The sequence below is a fragment of the Alkalicoccus saliphilus genome (assembly GCF_003044065.1).
Classification (GTDB): Bacteria; Bacillota; Bacilli; order Bacillales; family Salisediminibacteriaceae; genus Alkalicoccus; species Alkalicoccus saliphilus.
In genome coordinates this window covers 1-26,945 of the sequence record NZ_PZJJ01000033.1, presented here as the reverse complement: position 1 = coordinate 26,945, position 26,945 = coordinate 1, and the positions used below count along the sequence as shown (strand labels likewise).

Sequence of the window (26,945 nt, the reverse complement as noted above, 5' to 3'; positions counted from 1 at the left end):
ATTATACAGGGAGGTTTCTTATTAACCAGATGAGGTGGTGGCTCCCTTTCCGCATCAGGTGGCTCTATGTTCCGCAAATGCTGGCTCAAAACTCCGCACAAGTGGCTCAATCTGGTCGCAATATTCAAATAGTGAAGATGTTTAAGAAAATAGTTTTATTTGCCACATTTGCGCTTTACTAGCAGATAAAACCGTTTTAAGTGTGAGAAGTTTTTAGTGGAGGTTTCTTGGATCGTCCTGGAAGCTTTCTTTCAATAATAGGAAGGGGAGCAAGCACAGGTTAGAATTTGTCGTACCTACCAGGGAGAATCAGTTATAAAATTAAGGGAAGCTTTTATTATGATAGAAATTATAGGTAAAAAAATTGGTGAAGGAATGAGGGGACTACTGAGAAATGAGGCACTGATTCAGGCCTGGCCCTTTGATTTATCCAGAGTTAAAATAGTCAGTAATCCATTTGTCTAAAAATTTTATACTGTTGTGAGAATCAAAAAGATTACATAAGTTCCTTAATTTAAAATAAAATTATTATAAAAAAAGAACAGAGGAATCCCTCTATTCTTCATAGGAATATGTTATTATGATAAACTCACGCTTTCAACTTTTCTAATTTTACTTTCTTTTTGAACCACTGTAACAGAAACAGTCTGCTGTTGATTGATCCTGAAGATTACCTGGATATCAAGTTCTCCTTTAGGACGTTCTAAAAGGCCTGATATTTTAACAGTACCTATTTTCTTGTTATTTTTAATTAGTTTTGAAGAACCTTGATAAACATCAATATCCAGCTCTTTACAGTTATCGACATTTGTGGTGAATATTCTTGAAGCTTCACACGGAGTTCGTCTATTACTTTGAATCATAACGCTGAACTTCCCATCTCCAAGGCCGACACCCAGGGCATGAGCTGTAGCTGTTCTAATTTCAATTTCTTTACTCCAATTCAGCCTTTCATCTAAGTGAGCAGCGTAAATTGAAGCACCTTGGGCAACGCATAAGTCTGGATCGATATTCCCAAAAACCTTCCCGCTGCCAATTTTTTCATTTAATAATTCATCAATTTTAGGGATACGACTCGAGCCACCAACTTTAATTACACGATTTATATCATTCTTTGACAAGGAGGCTTTTTCAAGCACATCGTCTATAATAGTATCCATTTTGACAAAAAAATGATTAATACAACTTTCAAAATCCCACTTTGAAATATCTAATTCTATATGTTGCCCAGGAAGAACATTTGGTTTGATAATCTCATCATAATCAATAGAAGAGAGGGTTTCCTTCGTCTCCTTGGCAGCCTCCATAAGATTAGCATGCATTTTCACTTCGTCTTCTTTGGACAACCCTTGAACGTTTAGTTCAGACTTTTCTTTAATAAATTTACTCAGTTCATAGTCGAAATCCAATCCTCCCAGACGATCGTCCCCTCCCGTAGCAAGAACTTCGAACATAAGCTTTTCAGCAGTGTTCGTAAGGCGAAAAATAGTTAAATCAAAAGTCCCTCCACCTAGATCAAAAACCAAAATTATCTCGTCACTTAAATTCTCTTCCTCGTGTATTCCATAAGCTAGAGCAGCAGCTACCGGTTCTTGTATTACTCCTAAAACATTTAAACCAGCTGCCCTCGCTGCTTCTGAGGTATTGTTGTTCTGCACAGCTGTAAAATAATAAGGGACAGTTACGACAAGGCCGCTCGGGTTAAAACCAGGAGTTGTTTTCTCAGCATATTCATAAACACTCTTAATAATTATCGACGAAATATCGATAGGGGTATATTCTTTTCCATTGATTAATAAAGGCTGCTCTCCGTCATCCATTTTTCTTTTTATACCTATTACAGCATTTTCAGGATTTATTAATGCTTTTTTCGCTGCTAAATTACCGACTAAAAATCCTTGTCTCTCATCATAATAGACAACCGAAGCCCACGTATATTCTCGTTGAGGGTTTTGATAAACCCTTGGACCTTTTTCAGTCCATCTCGATATCGCAGAATAGGTAGTACCCAGGTCGATACCAAGTACAGGCTTTTTCTCGTTATCAAACCTCATTTATATCTCCCTCATCTCTATGACCACTCTTTTCTTTGTCAGCTGGTTTTTCTAATAAATTTTTTACTACTGTCACTTGAGCTGGACGTATTATGAAATTCTTTTGGTTATTTATGGTTTTTTTATAGTAATAACCATATCTTACTAATTCTTTTATTTGTTCATTATGGTATTCAGTATCCTCAACAACTGCTATAGGATCATGCTTCAATTCATCGAAATAATCTCCTTTTTCAGGTATTAGGAGTCCCACAAAGTATGTCTTTAATAGTTTGTTTACTTCCTCCATTAATTCTTCATATATTGAAACCCACTCTATTACTTCTGTCTTATAGTCTGGAAAAGAGTCATTCGTGTATATGACAAGTTCTTTAGCGTGTAGTTTACCATTGTATAGTCCATCCATAATTGGAGCTAAGGCCTTTTCAATAAATTGAAAAAATCTTTTTTCGGCCATTTCTATATCAACTTGTAATAGTTCTACTTGATCTCGATTTACTTTAATAATTTCATCCACTTCTTCTTCAAAAAAATTGAGAAATATACTTTGATTATCTTTTTCAACTAACTCTAATATCGGATTACTATTTGTTTTTTTTATTGGTATAAATCCCTTAGGCGGATCTTCTAGTGGTTTCTCGTTATTTAATTTTCTTTTAAGACGCGTGGCAGTTTTCGCGGATAATCTTATCCCCTCCAATCTGTTTTCTAATAGTTCTTGTAATTCAGGAGGGAAGTTATCTTGTATCATTTTATTTTCATAATTTCTTTGGAAAAATGCAGATAACTTTTCTGCTTCCACTTCTAGTTCCTCAAATTGTACCTTCCATTCTTCCAACAGTTTCCTTTTGATAGAGTAAGTTCTTTGCACTTCTGATATTTCAATAAGTTTTTTCATATTTATCATGAACAGTCTCCTAATTTCTCTGGATTGTTATTTGATTAGAGATACTTTCTGATCCGAGCAACTGTGCTGATACTATTACTTCGTTCTGTTGGTTGACTTCAAACTTAACAGAAATACGATGTTCATTTTTTTCTCCTTCAGGTATTCCACTTAAGTAAAACTCGCCAATACATATACAATGTTCGTCTGTCACGTACTGCACCTCTTCTGAAGTCTGAAAAACTGTGATTCTCATAGAAGTCATGTTTGGTTCTGAATTACTAAACTGCTTTTCGTTGGAAACTATGGGCTGGTCTTCGCTCAGTTCAATTCCTTTTTCAATGATTCTGTTAAAGCGACCAGCAGTAACTTCAATACCTAAGTTGTGGGTAACGATATTGTCCATAATAATTTTAGAGTCCGGCTGGTCTTCCTCCAAGGCTTCGTTAGTATTTTCGGTTTCTTCAGAAGGGACCCCTAATCCTGCCCCGTAAATTGCAGCTCCTTGAGCTACTACTATATCTGGATCAATATTGGAATACGGTTCTTTATTGAAGAAGTTCTTAATTTCCTTTTTAACTAGGGGAATTCTTGTGGAGCCCCCTACTAAAATAATTCGAGAAATATCCTGGTTGCTCAATTCTGCATTTTCAACCGCTTTACTTACCGTATCCATCGTTTCCTGTATAATATCTTTGATTAATTCTTCAAATTCATCCTTTGTCAGTTCGATATCGATACTGTGTATTTTTCCGAATTCATCTTTTATTAAGTTGGGAATTTCAATGTTAGTTATGTCTACTTCTGAAAAATCTTTTTTAGCCTGCTCACTTGCTTCTCTCACTGATTCCTGTGCCTTCAAAAGTTCACTTACAGAAATTCCCTGATCGGCTTCTAAATCTAGAAGGTTTACTTCAGATTCCGTTTGGAAAATTTCACATATATATTTCATCAGAAGTTTATCGATATCATAGCCACCTAAGTTAGGGTTTCCTTCCTTCGATAACACAGAAAATTTTGCCGGTTCGTTATCATCTACAGTATCAACTTTTAATACAGAGACATCGAAAGTACCGCCACCTAAATCGTATACGAGGATCGTTTGATCTCTTTTTATTTCTGAAGCATAAGCAATAGAAGCTGCAACAGGTTCCTCCAGTAAATATAAAGTATTCAGACCGGCTAATTGCGCCGCTTCCCTTGTTGCCTTTTTCTTATTATCATCAAAATTTGCTGGAATACATATTACTGCAAAATTGGGGGTGCCGCGCATATCAAACTGTTCCTGGGACTCTATCAATTCTTTCATTTTCGAAAGGATTTCCGCCGATATATCCTCTGCACGATATTCTTTTTCGAAAAACTCTTTTTTCCATTCTGTACCTATTTCTCTTTTTATGAAAGAAACTGTATTTTCAGGATCTATTAATATTTTTCTCTTAGCGTTTTCACCTACTTGAACTTCTTCTTCTGAACGAAAGCTCACTACAGAAGGAAGTGTATTTTCCTTGCCCATTTTAATAACTTCACTTTTACCCTGACGATAGACTGCTGCTGCTGAATTGGAAGTACCTAAATCAATTCCTAAAATGTAAGGGCTGTTTTTCTCTATGATAGTCATTTATAACTCCTCCTAAATTGTTATTTATTGATGTTAATTTCAACTGCTTCAAACTCTAATTCTCCGCGCTCTTCCATTCGTTTTACTAATTCTATATTCAGCTGATTATTTTTAAGAAATTCCTTATATAGGGGAGATGCATCGTTAACTTCTGAACTGGATAATTTCAGCACTCCATCAATATCTAGTTCAAATAAAATCACTATATTCACAAGATGGGGACGAGGATTTATCGGGAGTAAAAGTTGTCCTAATTTATCTTTTTCTTTCGGTTCAGTATATTCTGTCCGGTAGACGCTCATTAATACTGATGGTTGAAATTTTTCCAGGCTTGATCCAATAGTTCCTGCAGCACAAGGAAGAGTACTATTTTTTTTGATAAGCGGCATAACTTCGTATTTTTCAAAAATCAATCCTACTCCTAACGTGTGGGGCTGAACATCCTTTATTTCAATTGGGACACCTGAATCTTCCGGGCTGAAGAGGTTTGCTGCCATTATGGCTGCTCCCTGAGCTACCACCTCATCGACATTGTCTGCTATAAAAGGTTGTTTCACTCGCTTTGCCACTATCTCGCGAACGATTGTATTTCTCGTAGAACCTCCAACCAAAATAACTCTGCTGATATCGCGTACAGTCAGCCCGGCTTGTTTAATTGCATCTTCTGTTTTATAAATCGTTTGATTGATGAAAGAAGCAATCAATTGATTGTATGTATCACGGTCTAACTCCTCGTCGATATGGGTTCCCATAAAATCGGGTATCGTAATATCAGCGACTTCACTTTCCGACAACTCCACTTTTGCTTGTTCGACTGCTTCTTTTAATTGCTGTCTTGCTCTGGTTTCTTGAAGGCTGTTAGCAATTTTAGAGGTCAATTTGATACGACTTAATATTTCTAAAAAAATCGCTTCATCAAAATCATCGCCCCCTAATTCTGAATCTCCGTCCACCGCAAGTACTCGAAAATTATTGCCTTCTACTTTGAGGATAGACACATCAAAAGTTCCGCCTCCAAGATCATAAACCGCTATAGTTTGATCTTTTTCTTTATCCATTCCATATGCTATAGCTGCAGCAGTCGGTTCTGGAAGCAGTCGGAGCACTTTAAATCCAGCCTGCTCACCTGCCACCTTCGTGGCTTTTCTCTGATCTTCAGTGAAATAAGCTGGAATTGTAATAACTGCTTCTTTAATGTCTTCACCAAGATAACTACTTGCTTCTTTTTTTATCTTCAGTAAAATTTCTTTTGCTATGTCCACCGGCGTAAATTTGTTCCCCTGAATGTTGTAGGATACCCCTGGATTTCCAATGTTTCTTTTTGAAGAGGACACACTATTTTCAGGGTCAATGTAAAGCCTAGCTTTTGCTTTTTGGCCAGTCAGTATTTCACCCGAATCTTTTATTGAAACAACCGAAGGCATTAGTTTTTTTCCGTCTATAGGAATACTTTCTACTTTCCCTTTACGGTAAATTGCTGCTGTAGAATTGCTTGTCCCTAAATCTATACCTATTGCATATGACATATATATATCCTCCTATGACATTTATTTTCAATATACAGATAATTACTATGATACACTTCAAAATATGAAATATCGATCATTTTTGGTAATTAATATAATTTATTAACACAAATTTCAAATTTATTTGGTATAATATAGGTAATTTATAATAAGACATTTTTTGTAATACCAACAAAAAATCAGACGGGGGTCAGGGGAATATGAATTACGACAGATTAACCGTTACCAAGAAAATTCATTCCAGCAGGACAGTGGATTTCTCTATAGTGGCAGATGATAAAAACACATATTTTAAAAGAACGCTTCTGAATGAGGAAAAAGTAAGTTCAGATGACTGGTTTGAAAATTACGAAAAATATCATTTAAATGTAAGCAATTTCAAATACCTTCCTGTTGTTACTACCATTAGTACCGATGAGGAGGGGGATCCCTTTACGCTGTTTCCTTACAAAAATGGGACACTTTTAAGTAATAAAAATAAAATGTCCTTCAATCATATTGAACAATTATTGGAGGCGGTAAGACATCTTCATAAAAAACAAATAGCTCACGGGCATCCTCATGAGAATGATGTGTGGCTTACTGAAGATGGTGGTCTGTTGTTATTTGGTGCGGGTGAAATGATTAAAGATAAAGATGCTGGTATAAAAGCCGATCTTCAACCACTCATTAGCCTGATTACTAATTTCTCAAATCACACTTTTGAACAACCTATTAATTCTAATAATATTCATTCTATTGAGGATCTGCAGGAGGCAATTCATACGACTCAATCAGAAGAATCACCCGGACTCACAGAAAAACCAGAGGATTCACCTGAGGAAGTAGAAGAGCACGACGAAACAGGAAAAAGATCAAACAAAAAGAAATCCGGTTTCCTTACTCGTTCTCGACTTTTTCTAGGTACGGTCAGCGCAGCAGTTTTATTGCTCGTTGCTGCTGGATTTTCATTGTTATTTAATGGTGATGAAACACCTTTGGAATCTGCCTCAACAATTAACAATGAAGTAGATAGTGTGGAAGATTCTGTTCCTGAGGAACCTTTGTACGTAGATGATCAAGATTATGATTACATGTACTTAATCGAAGAAGAAGACCTTTATGGTTTTGTTAGTGAGAATGGGAGAGTTCAAGTAACTCCTGAATTTGAGGAAGCAAAACCTTTCACTGAAGGTCTTGCTGCTGTGTCAAATGGAGAGAGCTGGGGGTACATCGACTCCCGGGGAGCATGGGTGATAGAACCAAACTTTGATAGTGCCTATTCATTTTCAGAAGGGCTTGCAAAAGTGGAAGAGGGAGAGGAGGTTAACTTTATTAATAGTGACGGTGAAATAGTTTTGGAAGCTATTTCTGTGGATGACGACAGTCATTTTTCAGAAAACCTTCTTTCCGTTGAGGTAGACGGAAAATATGGTTATATGAATAGAGAAGGTGAGCTGATTATCGAAGCTGTTTACGATCAAGCTGCTCCATTTTCCGAGGAATTAGCCAATGTTACATTAAACGGCAGAAGTCAATTTATTGACAGGCAGGGAAATACGGCATTTGAGTGTGAAATTTTTCAATGTACCGAGTCATTTAAAGAAGGTCTAACTGTTATTGAACAAGATGGAAGGTATGGATTTGCTGATGATAACGGAGAAGTTGTAATTGATCCTGCATATGATGATGTTGAAAACTTTTCTGATAACCTTGCTTTAGTAGAGCATAGGAGTCAATTTGGATTTATTGACCAGACTGGCAGCGTCGAAATACCTATAGAGTATGAAGAGGCTCATTCTTTTTCTGGAGGGATGGCTTTAGTTCGAGACTCGTCTAACTATGGTTATATCAACACTCATAACTCTCTAGTTATCGCAGCTGACTATATCAACGCAGAACCTTTCGTCGAAGGACTTGCATATGTAGAAACAGAGAGTGAAAAGGCAGGATATATCAATGCCACAAATGAGTTTATTTGGTCTACGTCACTTATTGATGATCCTGTAGCTGAAAGAATTAATTACTACGAGGCCAATTCTTTATATTCTTTCTCGGCTCAAGATACTGAAGGAGCTTCTCATGAAGTGTATATTTTTACAGACGCTGAAGATGCCGAAGATACTGAAATGGGAGAAGTTGAATCCAGTGGCAGATTAAATATTGCCGCAGCTTCCGAATCCTTCACATCTGAATTAGCACTAGATTCTCCGACTAAAGAGGAGTATTTAACGTTCAGTACTAACACAGAATGGATCTACAGTGTCCCTGGAGACAATCCATCGAATACCAGTATAATAGCTGTAACTTACCCCGAGAATTCCAACATAAATATTGGGAGCTTTTATTATATAAAGGAAGAGGAAGTCACACCTATTATTATTGAATTTTCCGAAGGTGATATTGGAAACGAAATGTACCTATCCGGATCCATGGAATACACAGGAAATGGTATTTACGAAACAATAATTTTTAACAATGCAACTTATAACCAGGAGCAGACAATAGAGTGGGAATTTGATAAGTCAGATGGAACCTTGACTCAACTGTCAAATGAATCAGAAGGAGAAGAAACATTCCCGGAAGGAAACGACTCAGAGACAGATGGGCTTGATGGCGAAAACTTTAATAACGATTCCAATGGAAACGGTAGTTATTTTAACGACCAAAATGATTTAAATGAAGACCAATTTAACGGAAACAACACTTTAAACGATGAATATGAAGAAGATTATACATTTGAGTTTGAAGCAGAGGAAAGTGTTAGTGAAGATGAAGCTAACGTAATGCTATATCAAGCTGCTGTAGCTGGAGACATTTCATTAATTGAAAATGCACTGGAAATGGGGGCAGAGATTAATGCTTTTCTATCCAACGAACATAATTTTGATCACGGAGAAAAAACCGCACTTACTGCTGCAACAGAAAATAATAATAATGATGCGGTTGATTATTTATTAGAAAATGGAGCTGATCCCAACATTATTTATGAGAACGGGCGCTCCGCATTAGAAACTGCTGTAAGAGAAGATAATCCTTCTATCATTTCTACATTAATTGCTAATGGAGCTGATATAAATTTTGTCTATTATGAAAGCAACGAAAAAACATTGTTACATTTAGGTGTGGATACCGATTATTCAACAAACACTCTGAAAGCTCTAATTGAAGAGGGGGCGGATTTGAATGCTAGAGACATGAATGGAAATACCCCATTAATAACAGCTGCTAATAATTATAATTATAATTATGATTATATTGAAGAGGGTGCTGAGAATAGTTTAGCGAAAGCACAGTTGTTGATTGAAGCAGGAGCTGACATAAATCTTAAAAACTACGAAGGGGAAACTGCATACGATCAAATCCACTTTGAAGATAGTGAACTTTCACTCTATCTAGAAAGCCAGGGAGCAAACGAGTGAATTATAAACCGCTATTAGTGGTTTATAAAAGCAGGATGAACTTCTAAAGCTTCTCTTTCTATGAGTTTTCGGAAGAGAATTAGCATTCTCATAATAAAAGCAGCTCCCTCTTGTATAAAGAGGGCTGCTTTTTCTTTGTTTTAGAATTAATTTCAGGAGTGAATGTTTTAGATGAATATACAAATGTTCAAGGATTTAACTGCCCTAATTATTATGGTAAATATTAAGGAGATTTTATCACCTATTTGTATTGTTCCATTTTAAGCTGTAGTTGAGTTATGAGGCTTCTATGACTGACCTGCCCTTTATACAGCAGAAAATGTACCGTCTCCGCCGGCCTTGTAGAAATGCTCGGTCGTCCGCACTTATGTATGGACGATGTTTGTTTTGATTATTATGAAGAAATAGGATTCAGCGAATTTCGTCAGGAGGAAACAAGAAGAAAGCGAGGGTTTAACGGTGTCTACCACTATTGGAAGCCTTTTGAAGCATATGCTGTGAAACGGATAATGGAAGATTTTCCTCATCACATTCATGATTTTGGTGCTGGTCATGCTGGGTATGAAGAAGAGAAAGAAGCAATTATTGTGAAAAAGCATTAGACCCGGTCCGGGTTTTTCTGCTTCTTTCTTCCCCTCATATCGAAACATCCAAAAGAATTTTACATCAAAGACTTTTACAACTTACAAATAATCCAGCTGTTTATGACCTAAATGACTATCTTGTCGAGCATTTTATGAACAGCGGGCTCGTGAATTACAAGATTTTCACCGAAGATGAATCGGTGAAAACCTTTGCCGAAGAAATCAAATCAATAATCGATGGGAAATGAATTACTTTCTTATAAGCAAAGGGGACTTTGTTGCAAAGTGCAACAGCCTATTATCATTCTTTCTTATTTTTATTCATACGTGGAATAATGAAATACCAGCTGAGAAATCCGCCCAGAGTCAGGCCGATCACAGTCTGCCAGCGTACCTCTCCATAGATAAAATAACCGAATAGAACAGAAGTTACCGCAAAGACAGCTGCTGCGGTCAGTGCATTTCTTAATCGCTGGGCCATGAAAAACCTCCTGTTTAATCAGCCGGGCTGATTTCTACTTCTATCTCTTCTCCGTCCTGCGGGCCGATAACCCGCTCGGGATTTTCCATATCGCCGTCGATAATACTTAAGGTGAGCAGTGGGTTCCCTGTAATGACGTACGTTTCTTCCGGTTCGATATCATAACTCAGCGATGCTCCTGTTTCCCGTTCTCCCGCGTCCACACGAAGTCTTTCCATATTGTCGTTTACTGGCCCTTCCGGCTCTGCGATAAGAAGCTCGCCCTCCTGATAAAGGGCAATCCCGCCTAAATCATCGCGTGTACCGGTGCCGACAAATACATCATATTCCGACTGGTTATCGATGGCGAGCCTCGCCTCCAGCTGGTCATCGACCGTATATTCAATTCCATAATAAACGTCGTCGTGCTCTGCCATATATTCTTCTTCGTAATCAGTGAAGCAGCCTGTCAGCAGCAAAGTACCGGTCAGCAGGAGCGCTGATTTCATAGTGGATACCCTCCAGAAAACGATTTTGTTAAAAAAGGAAAGAGAGCGAAAGCCCGGCTGTGCCAAGGAGTAAAAATCCTCCCCCTAAAATCAGGTCGGATTTTCTGCTTGATTCTTTAGTGGAATCTATAAATTCCAGTATGAAATAAATACCTATGAATAAGTACAAAGGATAAATCGAAAACTCAAAAGCTGCTGGAGCTATTATAGAAAGTATACCGATGACACAATATGATAATCCTAAAATCATAACGATTAGTTTAGCTGCTTTCATTGGTGCACCTCCCGGCTCGTACCCGTACATAAATCGTAGCATTTTTTCCTGTCGTTACCAAATAGAAGCTTTTATCATGAGGGCTGATAGGAGCGAAACTTTCTGCATTATTTGTACGATGTATTCTGTTTAAGCCGGCGTGGACATAAAAAAGCACCGCGGCTGTTATTGTGCCGCGGTGCTGTTAAGTTTGCTGGGTTTTTTACGCTTTTCCTCTGTAGTCCTGGTTATGCTGCTGGAGCGTTTCGTCTTCACCGAACAAAAAGTGCTTGCTCATATCCGGTGAATATTTGGAGTTTACGGCTTCCCGGCCGACCGCTTCGGTAACGGAGCGGATCATCACGGGAGAAGCGCCGCAGCAGAGTCCGATGTAGCGCACACCGGCATCTTTCGCTTCTTTTGCCCATGCCGCAATTTCGTAGCGGTTATGATACAGCGGATCGAGCGCTGTCGGGAACGTTGTTTCCGTCGGGAGCGTACAGCTGCAGCCGCCGTCCGGGAGGTTAAAGAACGTCGGGTGCTCTTCATTCGTCCGGTACGGAATAGGAAGGGCTCCAACGTATCCGTTAACCTCGCTGCGGATTTTTTCCAGGTAGGGCTGCATCGTTTTCGGTCCGCGGAAGCAGTTCATGCCCGTCACAAGCGCGCCGTTTTCTTCAAGGATGCGGCACGATTCCTCCACTTCGTAGCCGTCGCGGAGCACGTTTTCGCCCATTAAGCCCATCGTGATGGCTGCCGGGAGGCCCGCTTTATTGATTTCTTCGAGCGCGATCAGCGCTTCTTCGTGATAGTAAAACGTCTCCCCGGCGATGTAGTCGACGCCTTCTTCTTTGCACCAGCCGATCATTTCCCGGAACATCGCCCGCACCTGCTCTTTGGATTCTTCCTTGTCCGGATCAAAAACATTCGTATTGGAAATATTTCCGGCAACGAGTGCTTCCTCCGACGGGTGCTCGGCAGCTACTTCTTTGGCGAGACGGATTGCTGAGCGGTTCAACGGCTCAAGAAGGTCCTCCTTGCCGATAATACGCATTTTCTCGCGGTGGGCATTGTACGTAAATGCAACGACAACGTCCGATCCGGCAAGCATATAGTCACGGTAAACGGATTTTAAAACTTCCGGATTTTCAAGAGCCACTTCCGGCACGAACGTTCCGGCCTGCAGATAGCCCCGGCGCTCCATTTCAAATAAATACCCTTCTGCTACTATGACCGTGCCGTCTTCCAGGCGCTGCTTTAAACTTCTTTTAACCAAACTGCTTCACTCCTTTAACAAATTAACACATAAAACCAATACAGGCTTTTAATATTTTTCCTAATTTAACAGAAGAACTGAACATTTGTAAAGGTAATTTTCAAAAGCTTCTGAGAAGTAGTTCTTCGCAATGAGAAATAGCAGCTCGATTAATCATTATAGGATGAGGATTAAACTTTATACTGGAGTTTATTGTCAGTAAAGCCGGCCGATTAATCATTAAGGGAAAGTTTAATCATTAACAGCAGTTGTTTCATCATTATAAGCTGCAAAGCAGAAGGGATTAATCACCCGCCGCTGTTTTTTAATCATCAGAGGCCATGGCATCGTTTACATGGATCTCCGCCTGTATGCTAAGCTTAGAGTATCGAAGAAAGGAAGAAACGCCAATGAACAAAAATCTGGAATTAGGATACGTAAAGCAGGAAGAGATGGAAGCGTTAAATACGTTCGAGCTTCCCGAAGAGCAGCTGCAGTTTACCTCTCTTCCGCAGAAATACGAGCGGGAAGAAGAAGGACAGCACCGGATTGTCATCCGGAAAAACGGAAAACCGGTCGGATTCTTATTACTGTACACTTCGGACTTCATCTACAGCTGTACAGACAACCCGCGTGCTCTTCTCTTAAAGGCACTCTCCATCAACCGGCAGGAGCAGGGAAAAGGATACGCCGGAAAAGCGATGGAGCAGCTGAAAACATTTGCGGCTGAAACCTTTCCCGGACGAAATGAAATTGTGCTGACAGTGAACCGGAGAAATACGGCTGCGCAGCGTCTGTATGAGAAAGCAGGTTTTCATGACACAGGGAGAAGAAAAATGGGACCGGCCGGAGAACAGTACGTCATGAGCTTATCACTGGAAATAAAGCAGCCAAAAAGTAATTAAACTGGAGCAATGGAAGGCGGGATCGGATGAAAAAAGTAAAAAACATGGATGCCGCCTGGAAAATAAACTATCCGGCGCACAACATCGTCATTATGAGAGACCATAACTGGGCGTTTTCCGCCTGGGAAAAGGCGAGGATGAGAGGCATTATTAAGCCGGAGGCCGCACTCCTTCACGTCGATTTTCATCCGGATTATTTTGAAACGCTTTACAAGCTCCCCTCCTTTGAAACCGAGGACGAAGTGACACAGGTTGGGGAAAAGCTGCAGATATTTGAGTTTATTAAAGCAGCGGAGCAGACCGGCACGATAAAAGACGTGTATATGATCGGCGATTACGAAAAGCCGCCGAAGGAGGTCTTTCATTCGTACACCTACAATCAGTTTAAAAATGAGTACAGCGGGGCGTTCTTTAAAGAAGACCGGAGTTTAATACTCGATCTCGACTTGGACTTTTTTAACGTTCATGCCCATCACGCCATGTTCGGGACGTATGACAAAAACCCCTTCCGCTACAGCGACGCGTTTATTAAATTCCACCTGCATCAATTTAAAGAAGCGTACGACAACGGCTGGTGGGATTTAATCACCGTGGCTGTTTCCCCGGAACACTGCGGGGGAGATGAAGCGGCCCAGGAGCTGCTCGATCTGTTTCTCGAAGTATTTGAACTGGAGGATGAGCCGTGTGAAGAGTGGTAATTCGTGACGCGAAGGCTGTCTCAACGAGCCGTTGGAGACAGCTTTTTCTTTTTTCTTCTCCAGAATGAAGAGGACTAATTTCCATAAAAGAGGGAAAAAGACGGGTAGACATACTCCAGGAGGCATTCATTTTATGAAAAAGACAAAAGCAACCATAGGGGCAGCGGCTGCTCTTACAGTCATCAGCGGATGCGGCGGGACAAACGAAGCGGCTGAAGAGTCTGAATCGGCAGAGGAAGTGCTGGAGAACGCGATTACACTTCTGGAAGAAAGAGACGATTATTTCGTGGAAACGAGAATCGAAAGCGAGGGGGAAGAAGAAACCGAAATACGCGAAACGTCCCGCTGGGTGTTTCCACAGGAGGACGGCCACATTTTGGAGCGGATGGAACGGAGTGTGAATGACGAACCAACCGCCTATGATATAAGTGTGGAAGGAGGAGAGAGCATCGTGTCATTCACCGAAGGCGGGGAAACGGCGGTCGTCACTAGTCAGGACTACGGAGAAGCTGTGACCCAGCAGGACAAACTGGAAAATATGCATGAAAACAGGGAGTTTGAACTCGAAGGCACCGAGGAAGTAAACGGCCGCGAAGCCTATCATATTACGTCGACCGAAGAGACCGACGGACTGACCGATTACTGGTTTGACACTGAAACATACTATGTAGTGAAAAAAGACGGTTCGGAAGGAACTCTTCCGCACGTAACAGAGGAAGTACTCGAATTTGATCTCGACCCGGACTTCGAGGAAGAAATGTTTGAGCTTGAAGAAGTGGTCCCGGAAGAGATGGAGATTATCAGAAGATAGCCAATCCGGCGGGAGGGACGTAAATGAAAATATATCTGGTTGTCATTCTCCTGCCGCTTACCGCGTGCGGGAACACCCCAGCGGATGAAGCGCTCGTCCAGGAAGCGTATTTTGAAGTGTCTCTGTTAAAAGACGATCAGACTGTTACGGCGGAGCTCACGTATATGGGGGACGGCGAAAACACGGAAATTTCCTACGGATCAGACCTGTTTCTTTTCCACCTGACTTCCGATGATAACGATGTGGACGAAGGAACGATGATTGATACGTTGTCTCAAAACGCAGAACTCGCTTCCGGAGAATCGATCACAGAAGAAATCAATATAAACGAAATCACCCGGGAAGAACTGGCCGAGGGCAGTTACACGATAGAAGCAGAAGCCCGGTTTACAGATGAAGACGGGGAAAGCAGGGAAATCCCTGTGGACAAAACGTTCAGCGTAGAAGAAAGGTGAGAATGAGATGCGCGTACTGACAGGAGCAGTAGTACTTCTAGCAATCGGAGTGCTCGTCTGGCTGATGGTCCGGGAGCCGGCAGAAGAAATACATATTGAAGGAAATGCCGTCATGTTTGCCGTGGACGATACTTTCGAAGAAGAAATGACAATTACAGGCATTTATTCACCAGAGCACCTCTCGCTTCATTTGGAGGCTCTTCCTGCTTTTCTGCGTGGACGCGGAGAGCTGCGGCACGTTTTTTTCGCTACTGACCAGGTGGAGATCGACGTTTTTTGGGACGGAACGTCACTCACCGGCGGCACCGGAGTCCGAGGAGAGTTTCATCAGCAGCGGATCCACGCCGTCGTCCGCGATGGGGAAGCCGTCCGGCCGTTCACTGTGATTATCGATGAATCATTCACGGAGGCCGTTGTCCAGCATCATCACCCTGAAACCGGGGAGCCGGTGGAAACAGCAGTACCTGCGGCCGGTTCAGAAGAAGGAGCGCAGCTTCTCGAAGATCTGACCGGGAGCCGTCCGCACGAGCATGAATAGAGTTCCATTATTTTCAGACGGGTTTTCGAACAAAAACTGCTTTACATTAAACAGGAGTGGATAGGTATGCCGTAAAACCTACTTATCACGGATATAATCAGGTGAAAATTGGTTTGTTATACAAAGAATGGAGGAAAGCCTTATGAATTCACTTGATTCGGGTTCAGCGATGGAACGGCTGGAAATTCTTGAAGGAATCTGGGACATCGAAATCGTCTTTCCTCATCCCGGGACAGAAAAAATTCACGGAGAAACAGCATTCGAATGGATGAAAGGCGGGCATTTTCTCATTCAAAAAACAAAGCTGAAAGATCCGGGCGCGCCGGAAAGTCTGATTATTATCGGATTTGATGCAGATATAGCTCTGTTTAAAATGCATTATTTTGACTCGAGGGGCATCGACCGCCTCTATAACATGACTTTAGATAAAAACGTATGGAAACAGTGGCGGAATAACCCTGGTTTTCACCAGCGTTTCAAAGGAGAATTCAATGATACACTGGATCTCATTGAAGGGGTATGGGAAAAATCAGCCGATAAAGACAACTGGGAACACGATTTCCTTCTAACCTTTAGGAAAACTTCCGACTAAACAGTTCCGATGTATTCAACACATCATATAGAATATAGTTCCCGAAAAGGCTGATTTGACTGGCTCACCGGAAATTCTTTTGCGGGATATTCTGCCGCAGATATAAATGCAATTGAACTATTTGACGGAATACCCGGCGGCACGAGCCCCGCGAACAAAAAAATAGAAACTGAAGCCCTGTTCTCCATCTTTTTGGAAACAGGCTTTTTATGAAAGCTCTGTTACAGCTTCAGGTTCTTAAGCACATTTGGTGAAACTAAGTTATATCTGATAAAAAATAATTTCACCCAAAAAGCCTCTATCGTTTGAGCCTGCTCTGTTTTTCATACCGTAAGCTGTAGTGGACATGGAGGGAATCCGGAGCGATGAAGGTCGAGCCAAAGATCCATTCTGACCGACAAAAGGAGGAGAGCATTAGCTGAGGCCGGCCCGCTCGGAAAGCCTCTCCATGGAAACGTAAGCTGCCATTTATTTTTATTTTCAAGGTAATCGACAGTTCTTTCACTGGATATGTCAAAAGTATTTGACATATCCAAAGGCGACGCTATACTAATAAGTGTCAAATACTTTTGACACTTATTCGTGAGGAGGCGGTACATATGGATTGGGTGAAAATCGTTTATTCAATTTTATTGCTCATAGCCGGGGGATGGATCTTAATTGCCCATCTACCTTCAAAGGGGGATGAAAGAAAACAATTTATTAAGATGAAAGCACAGTCTTATGCTTTTATCGTTGTAGTGGGAACGCTGATTCTTTATGTGGGGCAGTCGCTGATTGCTGCCATTCTGGGAGGGGCGGGTCCTGCGATCTCGCCATTGACATTCCTAACCGTCATTTCAATTATCTACCTCGGCACTCTGCTCGTGCACGGAAAAAAGCATGGTGGTTAAATGAAAAACAGTATTAAAGAAATCAGAAGTTCAGCGAAGTTGTCCCAGGCGGAGCTGGCCAAACGCTGTAACGTATCCCGGCAGACAATCAATGCGATTGAAAACGACAAGTATGACCCGACGCTGCAGTTAGCTTTCGATATAGCTTCCGAACTGGACACCACAGTGGACAAACTTTTCACCAGCAGTTCTAAGAAAAAGAAATAAAGCATCACGTAACAGTCTGTTTCAGATGATTGACATACGAATTCCCCCTTTCTATAATAGTATGTAATATATAAAACCTATCAGGTAACTCGGTTTAAACAAATGAAGGGGCGGGGAATAAGATGAAAAAAGCAGTGGGGATGATTTCCGGAGCAGTGCTGCTGGCAGCGTGTGCCGGCGATCCGGAAAATAATGCAGCAGAGGAAAACAACAATACAAATAATACAGAAGAAGCAGCGGAAGATGAGCGGGTAGGCGGAGATGAGTACCTGCAGTTCGGTATCGCCTCCGACCCGGTGTCACTCGACCCGCACGGAGCGAACGAAAACGTATCGAACTCGATCAATTCTTCGATCTACGACCGGCTCGTCTATATGAACGAAGACTTGGAAATGGAAAACGGCCTGGCCGAAGAGCTCGAGCAGATTGAAGATACGGTGTGGGAAGTGACTGTCAGAGAAGGCGTGGAGTTTCATGATGGCGAAGAGCTGAATGCGGAAGTTATCAAACAGAACTTCGACCGTATTCTCGATCCGGATATCGGTTCCCCGATCGCCTTCATTTTTGATATGATTGAAGAAGTTACCGTTGTCGATGACTATACGGTTCATCTGGAAACAGACTATCCGTTTGCACCGCTGCCGTCCCATCTGGCACATTCCGGGGGCAGTATGGTGAGCCCGGCCATTATTGAGGAATCCTACGAGGCGCTTGAAAACGGGGAGGATCCGTTTGAAGCAGCCAACCAGAACCCGGCGGGTACCGGCTACTTTATGTTTGAAGACTATGAACCTGGCAACCACGTGACGCTTGCACGAAATGACGACTACTGGCACGAGGAAAACGCGAAAGTGGAAGGCGTCAGCTTCCGCGTTGTACCGGAAAGTCTGACACGTATCGGTGAACTGGAAACCGGGACACTGGATATCGTGTATCCGGTCAATCCGGGAGACATGGAGCGGCTGGAGGAAGCCGACGGCGTGACAATTGAAGAAACGAGCAGCACCCGGATGGCCTACCTCGGATTTAATACGGAAGAGGAGCCGTTCGACGATCCGCTCGTCCGCCAGGCGATCCATAAAGTCATCAACAAGGAAGACTTAATTGAAGGCGTACTGGAAGGCGCCGGAGAACGGGCGGATTCACCGATTGCACCGGACGTGTTCGGTTACTCCGACAATGTAGAACCGGTGGAGCAGGACATTGAGGAAGCCCAGGAAATGCTCGCGGAAGCAGGATATGAAGACGGTTTTGAAACGACGATTTTGACAGATGATGAGCGGGAAAACGAAGACCTTTCCCAGCTTCTGCAGGCGCAGCTTTCCCAGGTTGGAATTGACGTTTCTATTGAAATGGTGGAACGCGGAACGTACCTCGATTATGTGGCCGATGGCAATTCCGAATTGTTCGTCGGCAGCTGGGGCACTGTGACGCTCGATGCCGATTACGGCCTCTACCCGATGTTCCATTCGGAAAACAAAGGGGTGGCTGGCAACCGTTCTTTCTTTGACAACGAAGAAGTGGATGAACTACTTGAAGAAGCCCGGATGGCATCTTCAGAAGAGGAGCGCCTGGAGCTTTACGAAGAAGTGCAGAACAAGCTGGCCGAAGAGTCCCCACTGGCTTATATTTACTACCCGGATCTGATTACCGGATTAAGCGAGGATGTGGAAGGATTCTGGCAGTACCCGTCCAGCTTCTACTTCCTGCGCGATGTGGAAATTAACCGCTGATCCCTTCAGCAGAATTTAAAAAAGAGGTGTTTCATATGACGAAAGAAGTAAGCGGCGTGAAACAGGTGGATAAAGAGCAGCTGAAAGATATTCTTAAAGATGAAAACAGCGGACAGATTGTCATTGATGTCCGGGAGCCGGAGGAATATGAAGCAGGACACATTCCCGGTGTGCCGCTCGTGCCGATGAGCACGATCCCGGACCTTGCGGAAGGTTTCGACCAGGAAAAAGAGTACGTCTTCATCTGCCGGAGCGGCAACCGTTCCCAGCGTGTCTCTGAGTTTCTTAAAGCGCACGGGTATACCGGCGCTGTAAACTTCGAAGGCGGTATGCTCGAATGGGACGGCGATAAAAAAGAAGGCGACGAAGTCCAGCTTACTTCCGTCGATGAACTGAAAAACTGGAAACGCTCATAAGAAAACATTAGCTGAAAGCCTGTCAGGATAACGCCTGACAGGCTTTTTTTATTGAGTCGAAAGAAAGTTGGTAGAAAATCGGCAGGGAGGTTGGAACTATTCCGCAGAAAGTTGGTAGAAATACAGTAAAGCTTGGTAGAAATCCCCGTCCTCAGTCTGGGAACCGCCCTGATCAGAACAAAGCAGAATGCAGAAGCAGATTTCTTCTGCAGAAAACTCACTGCGTCTTAAGAGGTTGGTAGAAAAACGCGGGAAACTTGTAAAAAAACACGGTGACTTGGGAGAATTGTTCCCGGTTGGTAGAAATCCCGCAGAAGTTGGCAGCAATCCGGGGGGAGGTTGGAACTATTTCCGCAGAAAGTTAATAGAAAAACGAAAGAGACTGGTAGAATCCCTCCCCGAAGCTCCCATCCGACCTCCACGCGCGTCCGTTTATCCAGAAGCAATACCCTGAAGAGAAAATTTTCACCATAAAGGACAACAATACACGCGTGCAGAACCACTTTTATCCGCTGTCTTTCCTCAAAAAAACGATCCCACATCCTTTCAAAAACAATCCATTCCTCATGTTTAAGTTCAAATAAAAAGGGCAATAGTGATTTATAACGAAATTCCACCCATCCTAGATCAACACGCAGAAATGAATCCACTACTTAAACAAAGGAGTGAACTTAATGATCTGGACAATCGTAGCGATTATCCTCGTCCTGTGGCTTTTAGGTTTCAGCTTCGATTTTGGCGGCGGGCTGATTCACACGCTGCTTGTCATCGCATTAATTGTAGCTATCGTCAACCTGATTCTTGGACGGCGGGCCTGACGCTGCGGTTAAGCGGTAATTTAAGAAAATAAGGAATAAAAATAAAGAAAGGTGGTGAATGTGGGCCATCTGAAAGGCAGATGCTCACAGTTATTATGGCAGGAAGCAAATGGATCGTATCAACACTCGCAGCTTCAGCAATCGGAGCGGCAGGTTATTTCTTAGGAAAAGACGACAACCGTAAACGGGTGAACGATTATATTAAGCGTGCTCAGGCAGAAATCAAAGGCGAAACAAAAGAAGACACCCAGCCTGACTTTTACGAAAAGGTAGGTCATTCCGACCCGCTTGACGTACAGGATAACTCGATGGTGGATGAAGGCTCCACTTTCGCTGTAAACTACTACAACGAAAACCTGAAAGGCAAAGAAGAAGAAGGCCAGTCTCCGGAAGATACGAGCGACACGGAGAGTGACAGCCGCGGATAATGCGGCCGCAGGGTGTCCCGGAAGTTCCCGCTTCCGGGGCACTTTTTCTTTGGCGTATTTTTCATACTTAATGAACGAATCTTTGAAAGCTGGAAATGCGAAAGCATACTACAAATAAAGGAGTGTTTCATATGGCAGAAGCAGAGCTCATACTCGATGCAAAAGCCGCACTGGCAGAAGGACCGGCGTGGGATGACCGGCAGAATAAACTAATCTGGGTCGATATCAACGGCTATAAAGTGAACGTGTTCGATCCTGCCACTGGTGAAAATAAAAGCTATGACGTCGGCCAGCACGCCGGGGCAGCGGCTGTAAGAGAAGACGGCGGCCTGATCCTTGCCCTCCGGGACGGATTTTATTTGTTTGAACCGGACACGGAAAAACTGACGCTGCTGCACGACCCGGAGCCGCACCTTCAGGGCAACCGGTTCAACGACGGCAAATGTGATCCGGAAGGCCGCTTCTGGGCCGGCACGATGGTACTTGAAGGCGACGAAGGAGATGCTTCGCTGTACCGGCTCGACCCGGGACGGAGAGTCGAAACCGTTTTGACAGGGTGCACCGTGGCCAACGGGCTTGCCTGGGATACGAAAAAGTCCGTTATGTACCATATCGATACGCCGACCAAAAAAATCCGCGCCTACGACTACGATCCGGAAACCGGGAATTTGTCCAACGAAAGAACAGCTGTTCAGGTGGAAGAAGACGCCGAAAACCCGGATGGCATGACAATCGATGAGGATGGAAACCTCTGGGTCGCCTTTTTCGGGGGCTGGGGCGTGTCCTGCTACGATCCGGAAACCGGCGAAGAGCTCCAGAACATTCCGATTCCTGCCAAACAGGTGACGTCCTGTGCGTTCGGCGGCGAAAACCGCGACGAGCTGTTTATTACGACAGCAAGAGAAGGCATCCCGGATGACGAACTGGAAGACCAGCCGCATGCCGGTGGAATTTTCCGCGTGAAAATGAAAGTGAAGGGAGCTCCGGCCTACCGGTTCCGCGAATAATTTTTCTCCCGTTTTTTGTGGAGAACCTCCCGCCAGTGAGCGGCTTCTGCCTGTGCCAGAAGCCGCTCTTCTTCCTGATACGGGGTGTTTTTCCCGATGGATTTCGGCATGGCCGCAGTAATTTTCCTTTCCGCAGATTCTTTCACCGATTCAAGTGTCCGTGCCCCTTTGTCCACCCAGGAGCGGAGCATCTTTTCCACATAGGCAAACGAGCGGGCATTGTATAAAGCAGCTTTTTCCAGCGCGTACAGGGTGACTGCTTCCCCGTTTTCAAAAAAGGTGGAATTCCTCCAGTCGTCCAGCTTTTTCAAAACAGAAGCCCCCGGTTTCCCAAACAGCTTTTCGTATGCTGCAGGAAGAATGGAATTTGTTTCCGGCGTAATTTCTGTTTTAGTCTCTGGTACTGCTTCTGTATTTTCCGGCATCGAAGCCGGAATTTTTTCGTTCGGAGAAAAAGAAGGCCCGTCCGGTCCGGAAGTTTTCCAGCTTGTCCACGATTCCTCCAGTTTAAAACCGGCATCCTCAGCCGCTTTTTCCACCGCCCGCCAGAGCACCCGGTACTGCTTTGTCTTATCCCATTTCTGAACCGGGTTGCTTCTTTCCGCAAGAAACCCCTTTTCCACGAGCTTCTTTAAGTACGTGCGCATCGAGCAGGCAGACACGTTCATCATCATTTCTTCCGCCAGCTCCTCGCTGCTTTTATAAATCCAGCCGTACGTTATGTCCTCCCCCTGCACAATTTCTTGTTTAAAGGCGGACGCCGACTTCGTCCGAAGCGCCCAGTACATCATCTGATTCAATACCATCGCCAGTTTGTAATCACCTGTCACTGCAGCCAGTTCCTCTTTTAATACGACACGTTTCATCCGTCATCACTCCTAATTTTTATCGTTCCATCCTTTACGTACACGAAAAATTAAAAATCGGAGGAGACGCATTGTAAAAGTTTTGTAAAGCTGGTTAAAGAAAAGGAAATGCACCGAGGCGCGTCGAATTAAGCGAGGTATGGAAACTTCGGCAGTAAAAATCCTGTGAGGAGGAACAAACAATGAAAAAACTGATTAACCACGTCGACAACATTGTGGATGAGATGCTGGATGGCATGACGGCAGCACACCCGAACAGGCTCAGACGGCTGGAGGGGACGACGGTACTTGTCAGGAAGGACGCCCCGGTTACAGGGAAAGTCGGCATCGTCAGCGGCGGCGGAAGCGGTCACGAACCGGCACATGCAGGCTATGTCGGTCCGGGAATGCTTGACGGGGCCGTTGCAGGAGAAGTATTTACCTCTCCGACGCCCGATCAGGTATTTGAAGCGATCAAAGCCGTCAACGGCGGCAAAGGTGTGCTTCTCGTGATTAAAAACTATACCGGGGACGTGATGAACTTTGAAATGGCCGCGGAACTCGCGGAAGCGGAAGGCATCCAGGTACGCCAGGTCGTTGTAAATGATGACGTGGCGGTCGAGGACAGTTCGTTTACGAGCGGAAGAAGGGGCATTGCCGGCACGGTGCTCGTCCACAAAATTGCCGGAGCAAAGGCGGCGGAAGGAGCGGCACTCGACGACGTGCACGCCGTGGCAGAGTCGGTCATTAAAAATGTTAAATCGATGGGCATGTCGCTCAGTCCGTGTACGGTCCCTGCAGCAGGTAAACCCGGCTTCACTCTCGGGGAAAAGGAAATGGAAATCGGCACGGGCATCCACGGCGAACCGGGCGTGGAGCGGACCGATATTAAACCGGCCGCCGAAACGGCAGAAATTTTATTTCATAAAGTATTTCAGGAGATGAACATGCAGGCAGGGGACGAAGCAGCCGTCATTATTAACGGACTCGGCTCGACACCGCTCATGGAACTGTACGTCTTTCATCACGCGATTGACCGTCTGCTGAAGGATAAGGACATCCGCGTGGAGGAAGCTGTCGTCGGGGAGTGGATGACCTCCCTTGAAATGGCGGGAGTTTCCTTCACCATGCTGAAGCTTGACGACACGTTGAAAAAACTGCTCGACGCCCCGTCCGACACGGTGTCCTGGAAACGCGGATAAAAGGAGGCAGCCAATGATTACGACCGGAACCGCAAAGAGCTGGATGGAAAACTTTAAAGAGCTGATTCTTGAAAATAAAGATGAACTGACGACACTCGACCAGGCAATCGGTGACGGAGACCACGGCATTAACATGGCACGTGGCGTCCAGGAGATGGACAAAATGCTCCAGGAAAAAACGTTTGAAACACCGGGGGCTTTGTTAAAGGCCGCCGCGATGGTTTTCATCAGCAAGATCGGCGGCGCGTCCGGTCCATTGTACGGGTCCGCCCTCATGAAAATTGCAGCTGAAGCAGGAGATAAAGCGGAACTGACCGATCAGGACCTGCTCGCCTGTCTCGACGCCGGGAAAAAGGCGGTCCAGCAGCGCGGCAGAGCGGAAACCGGAGAAAAAACAATGTATGACGTATGGGACCCTGTTGTCAGTACATTCCGCGGAGAAGAAACGATCGACTGGGAAGCGTTGAAAACAACAGCGCAGCAGGCCGTGAAAAGCACGGTGGACATGCACGCCAAAAAAGGACGGGCTGCCTATCTCGGTGCCCGTTCCGTCGGTCACACTGATCCCGGTGCGTTTTCTTCCCGTCTGTTTTTTGAAGCGCTCGCGGATGCGGCGCAGAAGGAGAACTAACATGGATAAAGTGAGTCTCGTTCTCGTCTCCCACAGTAAAGAGATTGCCGACGGCTTAAAAAAACTGCTCGGTGAAATGCAGCCGGAAGTCACCATCGCTGCAGCGGGTGGGGAAGAAGACGGCGGGATCGGTACAAATGCCGAAGTCATTGCCCGCGCGGTTGAAGAAGTGTACACAGAAAAAGGGACGGTTATTTTATTTGATCTCGGCAGCGCCCTGCTGAACGCGGAACTAGCCCTCGAGCTTGCCGGCGGGAAGCAGAACGTGCGGATTGCCGATGCCCCAATGATCGAAGGCGGTCTGGCTGCGGTCGTGGAGGCAGGATTTGGAAGCAGTGTAGAAAAAACAGCAGAAGCAGCGGAAAAGGCATACGAAATGAAAAAAATAGACCGGAGCTGATAAAAGAAAGGGTGGGAAACGATGCCTCTGCAACCGCAGGAAATTATCCCAGCTGTCCGTCATGCCGGCGACTTTTTGAACGCTGCCTCCACCGGAGCGGCATTCATTATCCTGTCCGGCTCTTCTATTAATGAGCTGCTGAAAATCCGGAAGATCTGCCGGCGCCGTCCGGAGCTGCAGCTGCTCGTCCACCTCGATATGATCAAAGGGCTGTCGGAAACGGAAGAATCCGTCAGCTTTCTTACAGAATACGTCCGGCCGTCCGGCATCATCTCCGCGAATCCGCGGGTGATTTCCGCAGCCAAAAAACATGGACTCTGGACGGTACAGTGCTGTTTTATTTTCGATGAAGAAAGTCTCGACTACAGCCTGCATCTGATCGAAAAAAGCCGCCCCGACTGCGTTCAGGTGAAGCCGGGGCTCATGCCGGATATACTCCGGCTCGTAAAAGAAAAAAGCGGGAAAGAAATAATGGCCGGCGGACTTATCCGCACGATGGCAGAAGCAGAAGCCGCAAAAAAAGCAGGGGCGCATCTGATCACCACCTCGTCGCTGCATCTTCTGGAAGAAGCGGAAACGTGCCGCTCCGCGGGGCCGCCTTTCCTGTAACGGAAAAGGGCGTATCAGCGTCTGTAATGGAAAAGGGGGGAGACGCCGATGCGCATCCTGATAATTGCTGTCTGTGTACTTCTAACCGCCTGCGGCACAGCTGATAACGAGCAGACAGAAAAAAACAATGAAACAAATAACGAAAGCGGAAATAATGTAAACGATCAAGAAGAGAAGGAGGAAACGATGGAGGAAGAGCTTGCCTACCATACAGAAGCATCTCTGGAAGACGGACTGCTCACGGTGCGGCTGGAACTCGTCAACGAGACGGCGGAAAGAAAGCAGCTTACGTTCCGATCCGGCCAGAGATACAACGTTGTTATTCATGACGCCGAGGGTAACAAGCAGTTCGACTACGCGGAAGGTATGATGTTTACCCAGGCTATTGAAGAGGAAGAACTCGAAAGCGGCGAATCCCTTTCCTACGAAGTAGAATGGGAAGCGGAAGGAGAAGGACCGTATGAAGTCACCGCCGAAATCACCGTCTCCGAAATCGATGATGACGAAGCCGACAGAAGCCTCCTGCAGGAAACAGTCAGCGTAGAATAGCGCCCAGCTTTTCAATTCCCGAGGCGGCGTGCTAAAATAGCGGTATATGCTGAAAAGGAGGATGTTACAATGGCAATTAACGTACAGGCGGATGCAACGCCAAACCCGAACGCAATGAAATTCACAGCAGACCAGGTGCTGTTTGAAGGCTCTGGAAGTGCTTCTTTTAAAAATGCGGATGAAACGGATCACGCGCTGGCAAAAGAACTTCTTACGCTCGACGGCGTAGACAACATTTTCGGATTCCAGGACTTCGTCACGGTCAACAAAAAGCCGGACGCGGAGTGGGACGCCCTGCTTCCAAAAGTTCAGGAAGCTTTCGAAAAAGTATACGAATAGTAACGAAGCCTCTATGACAACCGTCATAGAGGTTTTTTAATGTAATCCAAGCGGGGGGGATTCTGCGAAAGGTCATCGGTGGTTTTAAAAGTTGGTAGAATTATTCGGAAAGTTGGTAGAAATCCGTGGTCCTCTGGTAGTATTCCCGGCAGTTGGTAGAAAAACGGGGGAAGTTGGTAGAATTCCGGAGGCAGGTTGGAACTATTTGTGGTTCTGTCAATAAAGTAGACAAAAGTCTATCAACTTTTTTCCCTCGCTCCGCCTTTTTTTCCTACTCCTGCAGGCCTTCGTGCCATCAGCCGGCCTGCGCCCTGATAGAA

At 44.4% G+C, this 26,945-nt stretch carries 32 protein-coding genes; 23 read left to right on the top strand and 9 right to left on the bottom strand.

Annotation, left to right across the window (positions count from 1 at the left end):
- Both C6Y45_RS17865 and C6Y45_RS18125 read left to right on the top strand, forming a co-directional pair.
- On the top strand, positions 1 to 182 hold a 182-nt coding region (locus C6Y45_RS17865), incomplete at its 5' end, for a hypothetical protein (RefSeq protein WP_218017821.1).
- Between the two features lie 157 nt (positions 183 to 339).
- The gene (locus C6Y45_RS18125) at positions 340 to 465 is read left to right on the top strand and encodes a hypothetical protein (protein ID WP_281260622.1); all 126 of its coding nucleotides are present in this window, start codon (positions 340 to 342) and stop codon (positions 463 to 465) included.
- Between the two features lie 113 nt (positions 466 to 578).
- Here C6Y45_RS18125 and C6Y45_RS14690 read toward each other — a convergent pair whose 3' ends face one another.
- The 4 genes from C6Y45_RS14690 to C6Y45_RS14675 are packed head-to-tail and all read right to left on the bottom strand — an operon-like array spanning position 579 to position 6,087.
- Complete coding sequence (locus C6Y45_RS14690) at positions 579 to 2,054, bottom strand: Hsp70 family protein (protein ID WP_107585990.1); 1,476 nt, start codon at positions 2,052 to 2,054, stop codon at positions 579 to 581.
- Positions 2,044 to 2,961, bottom strand: a complete 918-nt coding sequence (gene grpE, locus C6Y45_RS14685) for a nucleotide exchange factor GrpE (RefSeq protein WP_107585989.1) — start codon at positions 2,959 to 2,961, stop codon at positions 2,044 to 2,046. Before grpE ends, C6Y45_RS14690 begins: the two co-directional genes overlap by 11 nt.
- A 10-nt stretch (positions 2,962 to 2,971) precedes the next feature.
- Complete coding sequence (locus C6Y45_RS14680) at positions 2,972 to 4,561, bottom strand: Hsp70 family protein (RefSeq protein WP_107585988.1); 1,590 nt, start codon at positions 4,559 to 4,561, stop codon at positions 2,972 to 2,974.
- Between the two features lie 20 nt (positions 4,562 to 4,581).
- The gene (locus C6Y45_RS14675; protein ID WP_107585987.1) at positions 4,582 to 6,087 is read right to left on the bottom strand and encodes an Hsp70 family protein; all 1,506 of its coding nucleotides are present in this window, start codon (positions 6,085 to 6,087) and stop codon (positions 4,582 to 4,584) included.
- Positions 6,088 to 6,287: 200 nt separating this feature from the next.
- Between C6Y45_RS14675 and C6Y45_RS14670 the strand changes: the two genes are divergently transcribed.
- On the top strand, positions 6,288 to 9,488 hold the full coding sequence (locus C6Y45_RS14670; protein ID WP_107585986.1) for a WG repeat-containing protein: 3,201 nt from the start codon (positions 6,288 to 6,290) through the stop codon (positions 9,486 to 9,488).
- A 347-nt stretch (positions 9,489 to 9,835) separates the two neighbouring features.
- Positions 9,836 to 10,090, top strand: coding sequence for a hypothetical protein (locus C6Y45_RS14665; RefSeq protein ID WP_107585985.1), 255 nt, complete (start codon positions 9,836 to 9,838; stop codon positions 10,088 to 10,090).
- 283 nt (positions 10,091 to 10,373) lie between these two features.
- Here C6Y45_RS14665 and C6Y45_RS14660 read toward each other — a convergent pair whose 3' ends face one another.
- The 4 genes from C6Y45_RS14660 to C6Y45_RS14645 form a co-directional block, all read right to left on the bottom strand.
- Positions 10,374 to 10,553: a hypothetical protein gene (locus C6Y45_RS14660; RefSeq protein ID WP_107585984.1), complete on the bottom strand. Its 180-nt coding sequence runs from the start codon at positions 10,551 to 10,553 to the stop codon at positions 10,374 to 10,376.
- Between the two features lie 14 nt (positions 10,554 to 10,567).
- Positions 10,568 to 11,041, bottom strand: a complete 474-nt coding sequence (locus C6Y45_RS14655) for a hypothetical protein (protein WP_107585983.1) — start codon at positions 11,039 to 11,041, stop codon at positions 10,568 to 10,570.
- Between the two features lie 28 nt (positions 11,042 to 11,069).
- Positions 11,070 to 11,315: a hypothetical protein gene (locus tag C6Y45_RS14650; RefSeq protein ID WP_107585982.1), complete on the bottom strand. Its 246-nt coding sequence runs from the start codon at positions 11,313 to 11,315 to the stop codon at positions 11,070 to 11,072.
- A 202-nt stretch (positions 11,316 to 11,517) separates the two neighbouring features.
- Positions 11,518 to 12,570 (bottom strand): homocysteine S-methyltransferase family protein, encoded by a 1,053-nt coding sequence (locus C6Y45_RS14645; protein ID WP_107585981.1) that lies wholly within the window; start codon positions 12,568 to 12,570, stop codon positions 11,518 to 11,520.
- Between the two features lie 389 nt (positions 12,571 to 12,959).
- Between C6Y45_RS14645 and C6Y45_RS14640 the strand changes: the two genes are divergently transcribed.
- The 13 genes from C6Y45_RS14640 (at position 12,960) to C6Y45_RS14580 (ending at position 22,050) form a co-directional block, all read left to right on the top strand.
- Entirely contained in the window at positions 12,960 to 13,454 is a 495-nt protein-coding gene (locus C6Y45_RS14640; RefSeq protein WP_107585980.1) for a GNAT family N-acetyltransferase, read from the top strand.
- Positions 13,455 to 13,480: 26 nt separating this feature from the next.
- Positions 13,481 to 14,152, top strand: a complete 672-nt coding sequence (locus C6Y45_RS14635; protein ID WP_107585979.1) for a peptide arginase family protein — start codon at positions 13,481 to 13,483, stop codon at positions 14,150 to 14,152.
- A gap of 133 nt (positions 14,153 to 14,285) precedes the next feature.
- Positions 14,286 to 14,963, top strand: a complete 678-nt coding sequence (locus tag C6Y45_RS14630; RefSeq protein ID WP_107585978.1) for a LolA-like protein — start codon at positions 14,286 to 14,288, stop codon at positions 14,961 to 14,963.
- Between the two features lie 23 nt (positions 14,964 to 14,986).
- A complete protein-coding gene (locus tag C6Y45_RS14625) occupies positions 14,987 to 15,418 on the top strand; it encodes a hypothetical protein (protein WP_107585977.1) in 432 nt (143 codons plus the stop codon).
- Positions 15,419 to 15,425: 7 nt separating this feature from the next.
- Positions 15,426 to 15,956, top strand: a complete 531-nt coding sequence (locus C6Y45_RS14620) for a hypothetical protein (protein WP_107585976.1) — start codon at positions 15,426 to 15,428, stop codon at positions 15,954 to 15,956.
- A gap of 142 nt (positions 15,957 to 16,098) precedes the next feature.
- Complete coding sequence (locus C6Y45_RS14615) at positions 16,099 to 16,548, top strand: DUF1579 family protein (protein ID WP_160058424.1); 450 nt, start codon at positions 16,099 to 16,101, stop codon at positions 16,546 to 16,548.
- 599 nt (positions 16,549 to 17,147) lie between these two features.
- The gene (locus C6Y45_RS14610; RefSeq protein ID WP_107585974.1) at positions 17,148 to 17,441 is read left to right on the top strand and encodes a hypothetical protein; all 294 of its coding nucleotides are present in this window, start codon (positions 17,148 to 17,150) and stop codon (positions 17,439 to 17,441) included.
- Positions 17,442 to 17,648 carry a helix-turn-helix transcriptional regulator gene (locus C6Y45_RS14605; protein WP_107585973.1) on the top strand — a complete coding sequence of 69 codons (207 nt, stop codon included), beginning with the start codon at positions 17,442 to 17,444 and terminating at the stop codon, positions 17,646 to 17,648.
- Positions 17,649 to 17,770: 122 nt separating this feature from the next.
- Positions 17,771 to 19,381, top strand: coding sequence for a glutathione ABC transporter substrate-binding protein (locus tag C6Y45_RS14600; protein WP_107585972.1), 1,611 nt, complete (start codon positions 17,771 to 17,773; stop codon positions 19,379 to 19,381).
- Between the two features lie 35 nt (positions 19,382 to 19,416).
- Entirely contained in the window at positions 19,417 to 19,797 is a 381-nt protein-coding gene (locus C6Y45_RS14595) for a rhodanese-like domain-containing protein (RefSeq protein ID WP_107585971.1), read from the top strand.
- A gap of 674 nt (positions 19,798 to 20,471) precedes the next feature.
- On the top strand, positions 20,472 to 20,615 hold the full coding sequence (locus C6Y45_RS14590) for a lmo0937 family membrane protein (protein WP_107585970.1): 144 nt from the start codon (positions 20,472 to 20,474) through the stop codon (positions 20,613 to 20,615).
- Between the two features lie 95 nt (positions 20,616 to 20,710).
- Positions 20,711 to 21,043, top strand: a complete 333-nt coding sequence (locus C6Y45_RS14585; RefSeq protein ID WP_218017820.1) for a hypothetical protein — start codon at positions 20,711 to 20,713, stop codon at positions 21,041 to 21,043.
- Between the two features lie 131 nt (positions 21,044 to 21,174).
- Entirely contained in the window at positions 21,175 to 22,050 is an 876-nt protein-coding gene (locus C6Y45_RS14580) for an SMP-30/gluconolactonase/LRE family protein (RefSeq protein WP_107585968.1), read from the top strand.
- Here C6Y45_RS14580 and C6Y45_RS14575 read toward each other — a convergent pair.
- On the bottom strand, positions 22,032 to 22,916 hold the full coding sequence (locus C6Y45_RS14575) for a DnaD domain protein (protein WP_107585967.1): 885 nt from the start codon (positions 22,914 to 22,916) through the stop codon (positions 22,032 to 22,034). The genes C6Y45_RS14580 and C6Y45_RS14575 overlap by 19 nt on opposite strands.
- Positions 22,917 to 23,098: 182 nt before the next feature.
- Between C6Y45_RS14575 and dhaK the strand changes: the two genes are divergently transcribed.
- The 6 genes from dhaK to C6Y45_RS14545 all read left to right on the top strand — a co-directional run bounded on the left by dhaK (position 23,099) and on the right by C6Y45_RS14545 (position 26,625).
- A complete protein-coding gene (dhaK, locus tag C6Y45_RS14570) occupies positions 23,099 to 24,097 on the top strand; it encodes a dihydroxyacetone kinase subunit DhaK (RefSeq protein ID WP_107585966.1) in 999 nt (332 codons plus the stop codon).
- 13 nt (positions 24,098 to 24,110) lie between these two features.
- Positions 24,111 to 24,728, top strand: coding sequence for a dihydroxyacetone kinase subunit DhaL (gene dhaL / locus C6Y45_RS14565; protein WP_107585965.1), 618 nt, complete (start codon positions 24,111 to 24,113; stop codon positions 24,726 to 24,728).
- A 1-nt stretch (position 24,729) separates the two neighbouring features.
- Positions 24,730 to 25,128, top strand: a complete 399-nt coding sequence (dhaM, locus tag C6Y45_RS14560; protein ID WP_107585964.1) for a dihydroxyacetone kinase phosphoryl donor subunit DhaM — start codon at positions 24,730 to 24,732, stop codon at positions 25,126 to 25,128.
- A gap of 21 nt (positions 25,129 to 25,149) precedes the next feature.
- Complete coding sequence (locus C6Y45_RS14555) at positions 25,150 to 25,737, top strand: glycerol-3-phosphate responsive antiterminator (RefSeq protein ID WP_107585963.1); 588 nt, start codon at positions 25,150 to 25,152, stop codon at positions 25,735 to 25,737.
- A 48-nt stretch (positions 25,738 to 25,785) separates the two neighbouring features.
- Entirely contained in the window at positions 25,786 to 26,286 is a 501-nt protein-coding gene (locus tag C6Y45_RS14550; protein WP_107585962.1) for a BsuPI-related putative proteinase inhibitor, read from the top strand.
- A 69-nt stretch (positions 26,287 to 26,355) separates the two neighbouring features.
- Positions 26,356 to 26,625, top strand: coding sequence for a NifU N-terminal domain-containing protein (locus C6Y45_RS14545; RefSeq protein ID WP_107585961.1), 270 nt, complete (start codon positions 26,356 to 26,358; stop codon positions 26,623 to 26,625).
- Positions 26,626 to 26,945 lie beyond the last annotated feature (320 nt).

Excerpts from the sequence above, each read along its gene's own strand:
- C6Y45_RS18125 (WP_281260622.1), top strand. The coding sequence starts at position 340 with ATGATAGAAATTATAGGTAAAAAAATTGGTGAAGGAATGAGGGGACTA.
- C6Y45_RS14690 (WP_107585990.1), bottom strand. The coding sequence starts at position 2,054 with ATGAGGTTTGATAACGAGAAAAAGCCTGTACTTGGTATCGACCTGGGT.
- grpE (WP_107585989.1), bottom strand. The coding sequence starts at position 2,961 with ATGATAAATATGAAAAAACTTATTGAAATATCAGAAGTGCAAAGAACT.
- C6Y45_RS14680 (WP_107585988.1), bottom strand. The coding sequence starts at position 4,561 with ATGACTATCATAGAGAAAAACAGCCCTTACATTTTAGGAATTGATTTA.
- C6Y45_RS14675 (WP_107585987.1), bottom strand. The coding sequence starts at position 6,087 with ATGTCATATGCAATAGGTATAGATTTAGGGACAAGCAATTCTACAGCA.
- C6Y45_RS14670 (WP_107585986.1), top strand. The coding sequence starts at position 6,288 with ATGAATTACGACAGATTAACCGTTACCAAGAAAATTCATTCCAGCAGG.
- C6Y45_RS14665 (WP_107585985.1), top strand. The coding sequence starts at position 9,836 with ATGCTCGGTCGTCCGCACTTATGTATGGACGATGTTTGTTTTGATTAT.
- C6Y45_RS14660 (WP_107585984.1), bottom strand. The coding sequence starts at position 10,553 with ATGGCCCAGCGATTAAGAAATGCACTGACCGCAGCAGCTGTCTTTGCG.
- C6Y45_RS14655 (WP_107585983.1), bottom strand. The coding sequence starts at position 11,041 with ATGAAATCAGCGCTCCTGCTGACCGGTACTTTGCTGCTGACAGGCTGC.
- C6Y45_RS14650 (WP_107585982.1), bottom strand. The coding sequence starts at position 11,315 with ATGAAAGCAGCTAAACTAATCGTTATGATTTTAGGATTATCATATTGT.
- C6Y45_RS14640 (WP_107585980.1), top strand. The coding sequence starts at position 12,960 with ATGAACAAAAATCTGGAATTAGGATACGTAAAGCAGGAAGAGATGGAA.
- C6Y45_RS14635 (WP_107585979.1), top strand. The coding sequence starts at position 13,481 with ATGAAAAAAGTAAAAAACATGGATGCCGCCTGGAAAATAAACTATCCG.
- C6Y45_RS14630 (WP_107585978.1), top strand. The coding sequence starts at position 14,286 with ATGAAAAAGACAAAAGCAACCATAGGGGCAGCGGCTGCTCTTACAGTC.
- C6Y45_RS14625 (WP_107585977.1), top strand. The coding sequence starts at position 14,987 with ATGAAAATATATCTGGTTGTCATTCTCCTGCCGCTTACCGCGTGCGGG.
- C6Y45_RS14620 (WP_107585976.1), top strand. The coding sequence starts at position 15,426 with ATGCGCGTACTGACAGGAGCAGTAGTACTTCTAGCAATCGGAGTGCTC.
- C6Y45_RS14615 (WP_160058424.1), top strand. The coding sequence starts at position 16,099 with ATGAATTCACTTGATTCGGGTTCAGCGATGGAACGGCTGGAAATTCTT.
- C6Y45_RS14610 (WP_107585974.1), top strand. The coding sequence starts at position 17,148 with ATGGATTGGGTGAAAATCGTTTATTCAATTTTATTGCTCATAGCCGGG.
- C6Y45_RS14605 (WP_107585973.1), top strand. The coding sequence starts at position 17,442 with ATGAAAAACAGTATTAAAGAAATCAGAAGTTCAGCGAAGTTGTCCCAG.
- C6Y45_RS14600 (WP_107585972.1), top strand. The coding sequence starts at position 17,771 with ATGAAAAAAGCAGTGGGGATGATTTCCGGAGCAGTGCTGCTGGCAGCG.
- C6Y45_RS14595 (WP_107585971.1), top strand. The coding sequence starts at position 19,417 with ATGACGAAAGAAGTAAGCGGCGTGAAACAGGTGGATAAAGAGCAGCTG.
- C6Y45_RS14590 (WP_107585970.1), top strand. The coding sequence starts at position 20,472 with ATGATCTGGACAATCGTAGCGATTATCCTCGTCCTGTGGCTTTTAGGT.
- C6Y45_RS14585 (WP_218017820.1), top strand. The coding sequence starts at position 20,711 with ATGGCAGGAAGCAAATGGATCGTATCAACACTCGCAGCTTCAGCAATC.
- C6Y45_RS14580 (WP_107585968.1), top strand. The coding sequence starts at position 21,175 with ATGGCAGAAGCAGAGCTCATACTCGATGCAAAAGCCGCACTGGCAGAA.
- C6Y45_RS14575 (WP_107585967.1), bottom strand. The coding sequence starts at position 22,916 with ATGAAACGTGTCGTATTAAAAGAGGAACTGGCTGCAGTGACAGGTGAT.
- dhaK (WP_107585966.1), top strand. The coding sequence starts at position 23,099 with ATGAAAAAACTGATTAACCACGTCGACAACATTGTGGATGAGATGCTG.
- dhaL (WP_107585965.1), top strand. The coding sequence starts at position 24,111 with ATGATTACGACCGGAACCGCAAAGAGCTGGATGGAAAACTTTAAAGAG.
- dhaM (WP_107585964.1), top strand. The coding sequence starts at position 24,730 with ATGGATAAAGTGAGTCTCGTTCTCGTCTCCCACAGTAAAGAGATTGCC.
- C6Y45_RS14555 (WP_107585963.1), top strand. The coding sequence starts at position 25,150 with ATGCCTCTGCAACCGCAGGAAATTATCCCAGCTGTCCGTCATGCCGGC.
- C6Y45_RS14550 (WP_107585962.1), top strand. The coding sequence starts at position 25,786 with ATGCGCATCCTGATAATTGCTGTCTGTGTACTTCTAACCGCCTGCGGC.
- C6Y45_RS14545 (WP_107585961.1), top strand. The coding sequence starts at position 26,356 with ATGGCAATTAACGTACAGGCGGATGCAACGCCAAACCCGAACGCAATG.